General features: G+C 64.3%; 9 protein-coding genes. 1 reads left to right on the top strand and 8 read right to left on the bottom strand.

The annotated features are described in order from the left end of the window. Positions 1 to 2 precede the first annotated feature (2 nt). The 8 genes from KOM00_RS06415 to KOM00_RS06380 all read right to left on the bottom strand — a co-directional run bounded on the left by KOM00_RS06415 (position 3) and on the right by KOM00_RS06380 (position 12,159). Entirely contained in the window at positions 3 to 1,193 is a 1,191-nt protein-coding gene (locus KOM00_RS06415; protein ID WP_328758150.1) for an MFS transporter, read from the bottom strand. A gap of 35 nt (positions 1,194 to 1,228) precedes the next feature. Further along, positions 1,229 to 2,476 carry an MFS transporter gene (locus tag KOM00_RS06410; RefSeq protein WP_216498045.1) on the bottom strand — a complete coding sequence of 416 codons (1,248 nt, stop codon included), beginning with the start codon at positions 2,474 to 2,476 and terminating at the stop codon, positions 1,229 to 1,231. Positions 2,477 to 2,501: 25 nt separating this feature from the next. After that, entirely contained in the window at positions 2,502 to 2,915 is a 414-nt protein-coding gene (locus KOM00_RS06405) for a hypothetical protein (protein ID WP_216498044.1), read from the bottom strand. Between the two features lie 221 nt (positions 2,916 to 3,136). After that, positions 3,137 to 3,634, bottom strand: a complete 498-nt coding sequence (locus tag KOM00_RS06400) for a hypothetical protein (RefSeq protein ID WP_216498043.1) — start codon at positions 3,632 to 3,634, stop codon at positions 3,137 to 3,139. A 123-nt stretch (positions 3,635 to 3,757) separates the two neighbouring features. Continuing rightward, positions 3,758 to 5,446 carry a diguanylate cyclase gene (locus KOM00_RS06395; RefSeq protein ID WP_216498042.1) on the bottom strand — a complete coding sequence of 563 codons (1,689 nt, stop codon included), beginning with the start codon at positions 5,444 to 5,446 and terminating at the stop codon, positions 3,758 to 3,760. Between the two features lie 211 nt (positions 5,447 to 5,657). Continuing rightward, complete coding sequence (locus KOM00_RS06390) at positions 5,658 to 9,851, bottom strand: DEAD/DEAH box helicase (protein WP_216498040.1); 4,194 nt, start codon at positions 9,849 to 9,851, stop codon at positions 5,658 to 5,660. Between the two features lie 206 nt (positions 9,852 to 10,057). Next, a complete protein-coding gene (locus KOM00_RS06385; protein WP_328758111.1) occupies positions 10,058 to 10,939 on the bottom strand; it encodes a carbon-nitrogen hydrolase in 882 nt (293 codons plus the stop codon). A gap of 191 nt (positions 10,940 to 11,130) precedes the next feature. Continuing rightward, the gene (locus KOM00_RS06380; protein WP_216498039.1) at positions 11,131 to 12,159 is read right to left on the bottom strand and encodes an agmatine deiminase family protein; all 1,029 of its coding nucleotides are present in this window, start codon (positions 12,157 to 12,159) and stop codon (positions 11,131 to 11,133) included. A gap of 175 nt (positions 12,160 to 12,334) precedes the next feature. Between KOM00_RS06380 and nudC the strand changes: the two genes are divergently transcribed. Further along, positions 12,335 to 13,183: an NAD(+) diphosphatase gene (nudC, locus tag KOM00_RS06375; RefSeq protein WP_216498038.1), complete on the top strand. Its 849-nt coding sequence runs from the start codon at positions 12,335 to 12,337 to the stop codon at positions 13,181 to 13,183. The last annotated feature ends 108 nt before the right edge of the window (positions 13,184 to 13,291 follow it).

Genomic DNA, 13,291 nt, shown 5'->3' with positions numbered 1-13,291 from the left:
GGTCACTCGACCCTTTCCCGTGGCGGTGGGAGGAACAGCGCGGACACCATAGCTACGCTGGTCAAAAGGCCGCTGATCAGGTATGGCGTGGTGAAAGCCCCGGATGCCTTGGCGATGATGCCGGCACCGGCCGGTCCGATCACCTGGCCTACGCCGAAGAAGATGGTAATGGTGGCGAATGCGGCCGAGGCGCGGTTGAGACCGAGGTATTCTCCGACCGCCGCCGCCATGATGGCGGGGATGGCGAAGACGGCCGAGCCGTAGAGGATCAGCGAAACGATCAGGCCGGCCGCTCCCGCCTTCACTCCAGCCAGGAGATAGGCGGTGCTCTGCACGGCGAAGACCAGCGCGAGTCCGCGCTTCCTGCCGATCCGGTCGGAAAGGGTGCCGAAGCCGATCCCGGAGAAGAAGCTGAAGAAGCCGACCCAGGACCAGTACAACCCCGCACGCGCTTCGGAAAGGCCGTATTCCTTTACCATGGTGGTCACGATGAAGGTGCCGTACACCATGAAGGTGACGCCGAAGACCAGGTAGAGCATGCCGAGGTGGAATAGCACCCTCCCGTCGCCTTTATGCTCGTGGCGCAGAAACTGCTCCGGCGAGGGCTCAACCTTGCGCCCGACCGGCTCCAGGCCGAGGTCGCAGGGGTGGTTGCGCAGCAGCGCGGCCGCGACGCCAGCCACGGCGAGGCAGATGGCTCCGAGCGCGATCCAGCCGCTGCGCCACCCCAATGCGCCGAGGTTGCGGTTGAGGAAGGGGATCAGGAAACCGGCCAGGATGATGCCGATGCCGTTGCCGGCGATGACCAGTCCCGCCGCCTTGCCGCGCTGCTCGCTGCGGAACCAGTAGGTCACCAGGGCCATGAGCGGGATGTTGGTGAAGCCGCTCCCCACGCCGACCAGGGCGTAGAGCGCGATGATGGAAAGCAGGGAGGATGAAGCCCCGATCGCCATCATACCCACCCCGATGACCAGGAGGCCCAGGGCGGCCATGCGGCGCGGCTTGAGGCGCTTCATCAGCCGGGGAGCGGCCAGCACCGAGAGGAGATAGCCGACGAAGTTCCCGGTGCCGATGAAGCCCATGCGGTCGTAGGTGAGCCCCAGTCCCGCCTGCATCCCGGGGAGCAGCATCGAGTAGGCGTAGCGCGCCAGCCCGAAGCAGGAGAAGAGCCCGAGCGCCGCGGTGGCGACGATGATCCAGCCGTAATGTATGCGCCCTGGCGACCCGGTCAGATGAACTCCTCGAAGTAGTCCAGATCCTTGTGGAAGGTCTCCTGCAGCCGCGACAGGGAGAAGAGCGCGATAGCCAGGGTGAGGACGCCCACCACGATGGCGCCGGTTTCGAGGCCGAGGCTTTTACGGGCGACCTGGAACAGCATGGTGATGGGGATGGTCATGCCGCGTACGAAGTTGGGGACGGATGTGGCCACGGTGGCGCGCAGGTTGGTGCCGAACTGCTCGGCGGCGACCGTAACGAAGATGGCCCAGTAGCCGATGCCGAAGCCGAGCAGGCAGCAGATGCCGTAAAAGGCGCCGGCGCTCACTCCTTCCGCAGAGAAGTAGACGGCGACCGCGGCGACCGTGATCAAAAGGAACATTAAAACCACCTTCTTGCGGCTCCGCATCACCTGGCTCAGCACCCCGCTCGCCAGGTCTCCGCCGACCAGCCCGAGGTAGCAGTACATCACCGCGTTCCCCGCGCTCACCGCCCCTTGCACGTTCAACACCCTGGCGAACTCCGGCGAGAAGGTGATCAGCACCCCGACCACGAACCAGGAGGGAAGGCCGATCAGGATGGAGTGCAGGAAGCGCCCGAAACGGTCGCGGGAGGTGAACAGCGCCAGGAAATTACCCTTGGACACCTCCCGCGACTCCATCCCCTTGAACATCCCCGATTCAGCCACGCTCAGCCTCAGCACCAGGAGCATCAGCCCGAGAATGCCGCCGATGACGAAGGCGGTACGCCAGTCGAACTGCTTGGCAACGAAGTTGGCGAGTATCGCGCCGGAGACGCCGACCGTGGCGACGATCATGGTGCCGTACCCACGGACGGAGCGGTGCAGCACCTCGGAGACCAGCGTGATCCCGGCGCCGAGTTCTCCCGCCAGCCCGACGCCCGCCAGGAAGCGGAGCAGGGCGTAGGCCTCGATGGAGTGGACCGTGGCGTTGGCGAGGTTGGCCAGGGAGTAGATGAAGATGGAGCCGAACATGATCTTCAGGCGCCCCTTGCGGTCCCCGAGGACACCCCAGAGGATGCCGCCCAAAAGCATCCCCGCCATCTGCATGTTGAGCAGGAATACGCCCTGGTCGATCAGTTCCTGACCCGCCAGTCCGATCCCCTTCAGGCTCGGGACCCTCACGATGCTGAACAGCACCAGGTCGTAGATGTCGACGAAGTAGCCCAGGGCCGCCACGATCACCGGGAGGCCCAGCACCTGACGAAGCATGGCCTGCTGATTTTCACTTGTTGATGTCATGCTCGTCTCCGCTGATTCTTTAGGGTTAGCGCTCCGGGCAGGGGGTAGCGGTTGCGTCGGGGAGTTCGGTGAGCGGTTTCAGTCCGATGGCCAAGGCCGCCCGGGCCTGATCCGGAGCAATCTCGAAGATGGCGATGCGACCGTCGGGAGCGCCGCAGACAGCGGGATACATCCTGCCGTCGACACCGCAGCTGGTCTGGGTGACCGTGATGCCGGCAGTGAGGATGTCCCGCTTAACCTCGGCCACGGTCTTGCCACCCCCCGTGCATTGGACCGAGCCGAGTTGCTGGTAGAACTTCACGCCGCTGTCGGGCGGGTTTTTGAGGAGGCACATGCAGCCGGAGAGAAGGGAGCAGGCGACCATGAGGGCCGCTGTGCGGGCGGAAAGGCGATAGTGGTGTTTGCGCAGGTGGGTGGGGCCGAGATCGAGGTTCGCCATAGCTCCTTCCGTTGAACTGCAGGTCTAATCCGGTTTATTAGAAATTTTATTCTAATACACCGGGCACCGTGGCAAAGTCAACGAGAATACGAGCTCACTGTTTTACTGCAGAATCGGCCAGGTGTGGCAGATGCCGGTCCCTGCCAGAGGAACCTCAACTTGGACATGAGGCTTGGGTGGAGACGGGGGGGAGCCAACGCTCCCGCCCCGTCAGAGCGGCGTTACTTCGGCGGCTGGGGGAAAAGGACGTAAGGCCCGGCGGGCTCTGCGCCGGGTGGCAAATAGGCGGGCGCTTTCTCGCCCCGGGGGCCTGAGGCCTTGAGATAGCGGTATATGGCGCGGAGATCCTCTTTGGACATGGCGCGCAGGTCGTACCAGGGCATGGGGGGACGGGTCTCCGCGGCCTGGGCGAAGCGGATCCACTGCTTTTCCGACATCTGCGCAGCGAAGTTCCTGAGGTTTGCCGGGTAGGTGGTTCCCCAGGGGCCCTTCCAGCCGAGCTGGTCGCCGGTCAACCACTGTTCCTCGGCGACTTTTCCGGCACCCAGCGCATAGCCGCTGGTGTGACAGTCGTTGCAACCGCCTATCTGTACCAGATAGCGGCCCCGTTCCACACTCTTGGCATCGGCTGTCTTGCCTTGCCCCGCTAATGTCAGCTGTGCCGAACCAAGGAGCGCCAGTAGCGCTGTTCCCATCGCGATCTTTCGAAATACAAGCATGTCTCTTCCCCCTTTATTTTGCTCAAGAGATGCAGAACTGCATGATTGTACCAGTCGTACCGACTGCTAAAAGATGCCGCCGGGTTCCGCTTCGTTTATGACCAACGGAAACGGTTGCCGAACTTACCCATCGGCCCGCTCGTCGCCGTGTCGCCGGGTGGCGGCACAGCTTCCTACGATCCGATCGCGTCCCTTTTCCTTGGCCTCGTACAAGGCTCCGTCCGCCGCTGACAGAAGCTGCCTGATAGTGTCTCCGTCCACGGGGAATACCGCGACACCTGCCGAGATGGAGATCCGCCCGACGTGCTGCCTTCCCACGACCAGATTCAGCCCTTTCACCGCGTCCCTGATCCGGTTGCCGATCTCAAAGGCCGTGTCACAGTCGGCATCGGGAAGGATGAGGGTGAACTCCTCTCCCCCGAAACGGCAGGCGATGTCGCTGTCGCGGACGTTTTTCAGCAACACTTGACCGACCTCCTTGAGGACATGGTCACCCGCCTCGTGGCCGAAAGTGTCGTTGAACTTTTTGAAATGGTCGATGTCCAGCATGACGACACTGAGCGGCTGCTTGGTTCGGGTTGCCCGGCTGATTTCCCGCAGAAGCGATTCTTCCATGTGGCGCCGGTTCAACAATCCCGTCAGCGGATCCCGTATCGAGAGTTCTCTCAGCTGTTCCCGCAACTGCAGGTTCCGTATGCCGAGCGCCACTTGTTCCGCGAACCCGGTGGCCCTCATCTTCACCCTGGCCAGTTCGTCCGGCTCGGTTGCCCAGGGCACGTGGAGGTAGAGCGTCCCGAGGGTTTCATGGTGTGCGGCAAGAGGGATGCAGAGGTGCGTTCCGCTGCCCCCCTCGACGTGCAGGCACTTCACATCGGATTTGGCGACAGTGGCATGCGCCTGTCCTAGCCGCATGGCCCAACACTGGTCCGGGGTGAAGGGAGCCAGGTTCGCGGCACCCCAGGTCGCGGTATCGGTCATCAGTGTTCTCGATGCGTTGATCAGATAGATCGCGCCCGCATCGTCAGGGAAGAGCTTTTCCCCGTAGCAGGAGAGGATCCCCCGTGCTTCCTCGAGGGTGGAGCAGGACTGCAGCAACTGGGTCATGTTGCTCAAGTCGGAGATGTCCCTGTTGGCGGCCTGCAGATCCCCTGTGGCAACGAGGTGGCTGCGCGACTCGTGGCGCGCTATGTAGTAGCTGAGGCTCAGCAGGATGATGGAGATGGAGATGCCCGACAGAACCACTACGGTCAGGATCAGCAGGGTCGTATGCTCTTTGCTGCGTCGCTCACCCAGTAACTGTTTTTCATGGTCCTTGATCTCATCGATGCGTACGCGGACGGCGGTCATGAGGGTGGTGCCTTCTTCCGTCAGCTGTGCCTGCTGGGGGGCCAGGTACCCTCTCCGGTCGAATTCGGATAGGGAAACCTTGAAAATTGTCAGCTTTCTTTTGATAAGCTCCGACACCTTGGCAAGCCGTTGCTGCTGCCCCCCGTTGTCGACCGTGAGCCGTTGGACCTCGCGGAGATTCTCTTCGGTTTTCTGGGCGAACAGTTCGCAACGGGCCTTCTGCTCGGCGTTGCCGGTCAGTACGTAGGCGCGCCTGCTGCTTTCTGCCTGGAGCAGGCCGTTGCTGAGATCGTCCACCGCCATGATTACATCATAGGTATGCTGGGTCCGGTCGTTGGTCTCCGCCAGTTCCGTCCTGATGTGGTAGGACAGAAAGAGCATCACTGTCAGCAGCAGCAATGCCGCAGAGAAAGTGAGGTCGATGGTTCTGATTCGGTTGTGGGAGTTGTTGAAGTAGTGGCTCACGTTTACGGCCTTTGCCTGATGAATTGAAGCTTCCTGCTGCAGGTAGCACAGTGAATGTTATCGGCCCGGCGGACATTTAACTTTAGTCGCAGCAGTCGCAGTTGCCGCCTGCAGAGCAACATTGTTCATTATATTCTGGGACGAGAGTATTGAAAGAAGTTTGAATGTGAAAATAACGGGTGACTCAAAGAGGGTGATTGTTGCACGAAGGCTAAGATCCTGACCGTAGCAGCGCCAGGAGCTCCTCTACGCTCGCCTTGCCGGAGAGGTCGCTTTCATCGAGCAGGCTGTCGGCGAGCCCGCGCTTTTGCTGGTGCAGGCCGACGATCTTCTCTTCGATGGTTCCCTTGGCGACGAGACGGTAGATGGTCACCGGGCGCTGCTGACCGATGCGGTGGGCGCGGTCGGAGGCCTGGTCCTCCACCGCGGGGTTCCACCAGGGGTCCATGTGGATGACGTAGTCGGCGGCAGTCAGGTTGAGCCCGACGCCGCCGGCTTTGAGGCTGATCAGGAAGAGGTCCCCGGCGCCGGACTGGAACGCGTCCACCCGCAGTTTGCGCTCTGGCGCGGGGGTGCTGCCGTCCAGGTACTGGTAGGGGATGCCGGCGCGATCCAGGTAGCCGCGAATGATCTGCAGGTGCCCGACGAACTGGCTGAAAACCAGCGCCTTGTGACGGTTCTCGCGCAGTTCGTCCAAGATCTCGGCGAAGGCCGCCAGCTTTGCGCTCGGAATGGCACTGTCCGGCAGCACCAGGCGCGGGTTGCAACAGGCGCGGCGCAGCCTCATGATCTCCGCCAGGATCTTCAGGTGCAGCTCTCCCTTTCCCTCCACCTTGCCGACGCCGGCCAGGTTGTCCAGCGCGCTCTTCCTGATCGCCTCGTACAGCGCGACTTCTTCCATACCGAGCTCTACCGGGATGGTGATCTCCGTCCTGGGGGGGAGTTCCTCGAGCACCTGGTTCTTGGTGCGGCGCAGGATGAAGGGCTGGATCAGCCTTTTCAGCCGCTGGCGCGCCTTCTTGTCCTCGCTTTTCTCGATGGGTGCGGCGTACCTCACGTTGAACTGTTTCAGCGAGCCGAGCAGCCCCGGATTGATGAAGCGGAACACGTTCCAGAGTTCGCCCAGGTGGTTCTCGATCGGGGTGCCGGTGGCCACCATCTTGAATCGTCCCTGGAGCTTCATGGCGGCCTGGCTCCTCTTGGTCGCCATGTTCTTGATGGCCTGCGCCTCGTCCAGGACGACGGCCTGCCACTGCACCGCCTCGAGCAGTTCGGCGTCCTGTTGCAGCAAGCCATAGCTGCAGATGACGAGGTCGAGCGGCTTGAGCCCCTGCAGCAGTTCGGATCGTTTCGGGCCGCCGTAGACGATGCGGTTCAGGGTCGGCGCGAATCTGGCGGTCTCGCTCTCCCAGTTCAGGCAGACCGAGGTGGGCGCCACCACGAGGGACGGGCCCTGCGGCGCCATGCTGAGGATCTGGGCCAGCGCCTGGACCGTTTTGCCGAGCCCCATGTCGTCGGCGAGGCAGGCGCCTACGCCCCAGTAGGAGAGCCGGTTCAGCCAGTTGAAGCCCTCGACCTGGTAGCCGCGCAGCTCCGCCTGGAGCGTGCCGGGAAGCTGCGGCCTGAAGGCCTCGGCCTCGTGCAGCCGTTTCATCTGCGCCTGCCAGTATCGGTCGCCCTGGAATTCGCCCGCTTCAGCGGCGAAATCCTCGAACAGGGAGGAGGCGAGGGGATGGAAGCGGAAGGCGGCGCCGTGGGGATCGGCGCAGGAGGTGAGATCGTCGAGGTAGCGCCGCAGCTGGGAGGAGAGGGCGAGGAATTCGCCGTCGCCCAGTTCCACGAAGCGCCCCTGCGCGTTGCGGGCCAATTCCACCAGCTGACGCAGGTCGAGGGCCAGACCCTCGTTTACCTTCACCTCCCCTTCGAGCTCGAAGTAGTCCTTGGCCTGCCTCACGGAAAGCTTGCAATGTCCGGGGGTAACCGTCTGTTTTACCTTGAAGCGGGCGCCATGCGGCCAGGAAACCCGGACCGATTCGCCAAGCGCCTGCAATTGCACCAAGAGTTCCAGCGCATTCTCCGTCGCGGGAATCAGCCACTCACCCTCGATCTCCTCTGTCTCGCCCAATACCGTGAGCTGGGCCAGGGCCGCGGCGGCGCATTCCTCCTCCTGCTTCAGGTCGCGCCTGGTCTGAACCCGCTTCCCCTCGACCTCGGCGAGGACCGTCTCGCCTCCGGCACCGGGACGGAAATAGGGGCCCGCGTCCGAGAAGGGGCGCACCAGGAGCTGCAGCCGCAGTCCGCCCTGGTACGGCAGCAGGTGGAAGTGCGGGGTGGCGTCCCCCGGGATCTGCCCGGCCGAGTCGACGCCGATGTCCGAGTGCACGGTGAGGACCGAAGCGAGCGAGTTTATCGCGGCGAGCGCCTGGTCCTTGGCCCGGGCGGGAAGCTTCAGGCCGGCGCCGATGATGGCTGCGATCTTCTTGTGCTCGCTTCTGGCCTGGTAGACCTTGATCCGCGTCGGGGTCTCCTTCTGGAGGTACAGCTTCTGATCCTGCTGGAAAGGGGGGAAGAACTGCAGCTGCAGGGTCTCCCCCTCCGCGGTCAATTGGATTTCCGGTTCTCCGTGCACCAGCTCCAGGCGAACCGAGGCGGCGGCGTCGAGGTAGACCTGCGGGTGGCCGACCATGAGCGGCACCGCCTGGTCCTGGTCCAACACGTAGCTCTCACGGTTATAGTAGCCGGCGCCGCGATCCTTCTTGATGCAGGCGCAGATGAGGCGGTCCTGGGCGCTGAGGAAATCGAGACTCTCCGCTTCCTCGACCAGCCGCTTGAGCGCGACATTTCGGCCACCGCTCCACTTGCCGTTGGGCGTCTGCTTCTGCTCCCTTGGGGTGATCTGGAAGAAGCCGCGCAACTCCTCGAAGTGCCAGATGAGGCGCGACTGGGGGGCTGCCGGGTCCGTCGCCTCCTCGCTGTTCAGGCGCAGCAGGGCCGAGATGGAGCTTTGCCAGGATTCGACCGGGGCCAAGGCGCGATACAGAGGCGTCGCTGCGGCCTCAGGGGAGGGTGACGGTGCAGAAGGTGGCGACGGTGCGGCAGGCTCGCTCGCCTGCTCGATCTCGCGGGCAAGCCAGAGCTGGCCCGCGTCCTGCAGCCGCTGCACAAGGCCGGCAAGCTTCTTGGCCTCGCCGCGATGCTGATCGCTTGCGCACCAGTAGAGCGCCATCAGCCGGAACAAGGCGTGGAGCGGGCTTTGGGGGGCGCGCTGCAGGGTCGCCTCCTGGAGCTCCTTGCTGCTGCGCCCACCTTGCCGCTCGCCGATCACACCCTGCAGGACGTGGTACACCTCCTGGTCCGGCCACTCCCTCTTGGCGGCGATGAAGCGGCACAGTTCCGCGGCCTCCTCCAGGAGTTTCGCTTCCTGGGTGGCGAGAAGAGCCAGGATGAAGAACGGGCCCGTGCCGTCGTCGAGGTACGCCTTTCTCTTGCCGGTCTCCTTGCGCAACGCGGAGAGGGCCAACCGGAAAAGCTCCGCGGAGCGGGCGTACTGGCCGCGCTGCAGTGCACAGCAGGCGAGCACGGCAATTTGGGTGGAACTGCTCCCCTCGACTGCGGCCGCCCCGGCATCGGACGTGCGGCCACGCCACAACAGCTCCAGGCAATAAAGGTCGAGCAGGTAATGGGGGACGTCGGGGCGTGCCGCCAGTTCTGCAAGTGCGCGGAAGGGGGCTTCGGCGGGCGTCAGGGTGCTTCTCGCGGAGGTGAGGTGCGCCTGCAGCGCCGCCCCCTGCAGCACGACGGGGAGGGAGCGGAACCACGGCTCGTCGAAGGGGTGAAAGCAGATGGCGTCGAAGGGGTGGCTGCGCTGGGCCTCGTAGGGGAACTGGCGCAGGTAGCGTTCGGCGGCATCCAGGGCTTCCCTTGCATCCTTGCGGTAGACGCCGATGCGCACGTCGCGCAGGGCATGCGCCGACAGGCGGTAGAAGTTGCTCCCCCAGTTGGAGACCAAGGGGATTTCGGCAACCGCGGCGCGGACCATCGGCTCGAATGCGCCGCTCTCGATCGCGTGCAGGGTCGCAGCGTGGGCGACCTCGGGAGAGCAGGAAATTCCCTCGCCGGTGTGGCGGACCAGGCCCAGGTTCTTCAACTCCTCCAGCATCTCGGCGAGGACCAGGCCGGTGTAGCTCCGTCCCGGAGGTGCGGCAAGTCCGGCCTTCTTGACGATGTTGAGCAGTACGTGCTTGGAAAGAGGCGCGTGGATGACGGAGAGGAGCTGGACGAGCGCGGACTGTTGGGGCGTGCAGCGGGCCAAGAGGTCATGCGGTTTGGGGTGAAGTTGTTTTGGCTGAGTCACCTGTTCGGACCTCTGGACGTTGGGAGCGCCGGCCTTGCTCGGATGTGGCATTGGCCTTGCTCGGACGTGGATTGACCCGGCTCGGATGTGGCATTGGCCCGGCTCGTATGTGGCATCCCCTCTCCCTTTGGGAGAGGGTGCCCGAAGGGCGGGTGAGGGAGATGCCACGAAGCCGTGATGCTGCCTACTGCGGCACCCTCACCCCCGCCCCTCTCCCGGCGGGCGAGGGGGGAGAGCAGGGGTCGAGAGGTACGCCGTTAGTCCCGGTAGCGCTTGACGAGGTCGCCGTAGGCGTCGATGCGGCGGTCGCGCAAAAACGGCCAGATGCGGCGCACGTCCTCGCTGCGGCGCAGGTCGAGATCGACGACCAGCAGTTCTTCATCCTCGCCGGCGCGGGCCAGGAATTCTCCCTGCGGTCCGGCCGCGAAGCTGAAACCCCAGAACTTGATGCCGGCGCCAGCGCCGCTCGGGTCGGCCTCGAAGCCGACGCGGTTCACGCTGACGACCGGGATGCCGTTGGCGACCGCGTGGGCGCGCTGCACGGTGACCCAGGCGTCCAACTGGCGCTGCTGTTCGGCGGCCTCGTCGCGCGGGTCCCAGCCGATGGCGGTCGGGTAGATGAGGAGGTCGGCGCCGGCAAGCGCCATGAGACGCGCCGCTTCCGGGTACCACTGGTCCCAGCAGACCAGCACGCCCAGCTTGCCGACTGAGGTCTGCACCGGCTCGAAGCCGAGGTCGCCGGGGGTGAAGTAGAACTTCTCGTAGAAGGCCGGGTCGTCCGGGATGTGCATCTTGCGGTACTTCCCGGCGATTGAGCCGTCCTTCTCCAATACCACCGCGGTGTTGTGGTACAGCCCGGGAGCGCGGCGCTCGAAGAGGGAGGTGACGATCACCACGCCGAGTTCGCGGGCCAGAGCGCCGAACTGCTCGGTCGAGGGGCCGGGGATGGTCTCGGCGAGGTCGAAGCAGGCGATGTCCTCGGTCTGGCAGAAGTAGCTGCCGGTGTGCAGCTCCTGGAGGAGCACGAGCTGCGCTCCCTGGCCGGCGGCTTCGCGGATCCTGGCAGTGGTGGCGGCCACCATCTCGTCGCGCCCCGCCGTGAGGGCCTGCTGCACCAGGGCTACTTTCAGTTTGTCCATGTTCTTCTCCGTCATTAAATGTCCCTCCCTCTCCCGCCGGGAGAGGGCCGGGGTGAGGGCGTTGCACCAGGCTGGAGTGTCGTTTTGCGCGACGCCCTCACCTGGCCTGCGGCCACCCTCTCCCAAGGGGAGAGGGGATGCCCCGGTTTCGTACAAGGGCGAATAATCATTCGCCCAGACCCGCCCGCCGGCTACCTGAGCGTCCCCTTGGGAAGCTGCATGGTCACGCAATGCAGGGAGCCGTGCTGCAGGATGAGCGGTAGGCAGTCGATCCCGATCACCTCGTAACCAGGAAACGCCTCGCCGACGGCAACCAGTGCGGCGGCGTCGTTCTTGTCCTGGTAGGTAGGCACCAGCACGGCGCCGTTGATCACCAGGAAGTTGGCGTAGGTGGCCGGAAGCCTCTCCCCCTCTTCGTCGTACACCGCGGCGGGCCAGGGGAGGGGGACGGCGCGGTACGGGCGGCCGCCGCGGGTGCGGAAGGCGAGGATCTCCTCCTCCATGGCCTTGAGTGCCGGGTAGTGCTCGTCTTCCGGATCGTCGCAGCGCACGTAGGCGATGGCGTCGTCCGGGCAGATGCGGGCCAGGGTGTCGACGTGGGAGTCGGTGTCGTCGCCGGCCAGGTACCCGTTGGAAAGCCACAGGAACCGGTCGCTGCCGAACAGGCCGTGCAGCTCCTCTTCGAGCTCCTCGCGGGTCAGGTGCGGGTTGCGGTTGTCGTTCATGAGGCATTCCTCGGTGGTGAGGATGGTCCCCTTGCCGTCGCTCTCGATGCTGCCGCCTTCGAGGATCAGCCCGACGGTGTCAAGCGGCGCATTCCAGACGCCCAGCGCCTGCAGCCGCTTGTTGATGCGGTTGTCGAGATCGGACGGGAACTTGAGGCCCCATCCGTTGAAGCCGAAGTTGAGCAGCCTCGGGGCGCCGTCCTCCAGCACCGTGATCGGGCCGAAGTCCCTGGCCCAGGTGTCGTTGGTCTCGACGGGGAGGATGCGCACCTGCTCCAGGTCTGCTCCGGCTCCCTGCAGCTCCTCTCGGACCCGGTCGGGCTCGTCGGCGGCGACGACGACCTTTTCGAACTGGCTGATGGCGCTCGCGATCGCGGCAAAAACGGGGCGGACCTGGTCCAGGTAGGGAAACCAGTCGCTTTGCTCGTGCGGCCATGCCATCAGCACGCCGTCCTGCAGTTCCCACTCTGCCGGTAATCTTCTCTTCTGGTTCACTTGAACTCCTGCTTCGGCCGCGCTGCGGCCTGGGTATTTGCGAACGAAAAAAGTAACATAGCGCGCGAAGCCAATCAAGTTAAATGCTTTGAAAGAAAAGGGGGATTGCTTCCTCTTCCGGTTCCTGTATGATGCACGCCAGCGCAGCAACCAGCCATGCTACAGGAGTCGAAGTATGTCATACCCCGAGACCGTCAACCTCCCCTTCAACGGCGAGATTATCAGGACCAGGTTCACCCAACTCAAGCCGGACGCCGCGAGCGCCGGCGGCCCCGGATACTGGGTTTTGCTGCAGGGAGACACCCTTCTTCTGCAAGAGGGCGAGCTCTACCGCGGCGAGCTTCCCGCGCCGCTTGAAGACAACGGGCAGGCGCTGCAGTTTGGCGAGTGGGACGACCAACCGGTGCGGCTTTTCAGCCTCTCCAAGAGCGATGACGTCCCACAGGGGCTGCAGGGCGTGCCTTGGACCGAGCTCCCCGACCAGATCGCAACCCTGTACGGCGTCGCCCGCCAGATCCTCCACTGGGAGAAGCTGAGCCGTCACTGCTCGCGCTGCGGCAGCGGCGAGATGGCCCGCATCGCCCCCACCTGGGGGAAGCGCTGCGGCGGCTGCGGCCACGAGCATTACCCGCACATCCATCCCTGCGTCATCGTGCTGGTCAGGCGGGGGGACGAATTCCTGCTGGCTCGCAAACCGGAGTGGGCGGCGGGGCGCTACAGCCTGGTGGCCGGTTTCGTCGACTTCGGCGAGTCGCTGGAGGAGTGCGTGGCACGCGAGGTGCTCGAGGAGACCGGGCTGAAGGTGAAGGATGTCCGCTACGTGGGGAGCCAGAACTGGCCCTTCCCGAGCCAGCTCATGGCCGGCTTCGTGGCCAATTACGACTCCGGCGAGATCGTCGTCGAGGAGGACGAGCTCGAGGATGCCCGGTGGTTCACGAAGGAACGGATGCCTCCGGCGCTCCCCCAAAAACGGAGCATCGCCCGGTGGATCATCGACAACTTCGCCCTGGGATCCGGCAGGTGAAAAAAATAATTAAAGTCCCGGGATGTGTGGCCGATAGTGTTAATTAACACCCCGGAACACACTCCTGGGTCTCCTTTTTGGGGGGGCGGATTCAAACCGCCCCCCATT

This window comes from Geomonas diazotrophica (assembly GCF_018919385.1).
Lineage (GTDB): Bacteria > Desulfobacterota > Desulfuromonadia > Geobacterales > Geobacteraceae > Geomonas > Geomonas diazotrophica.
The sequence above is the reverse complement of the archived record's forward strand: the minus strand, read 5'-3'. Positions and strand labels throughout refer to the sequence as shown.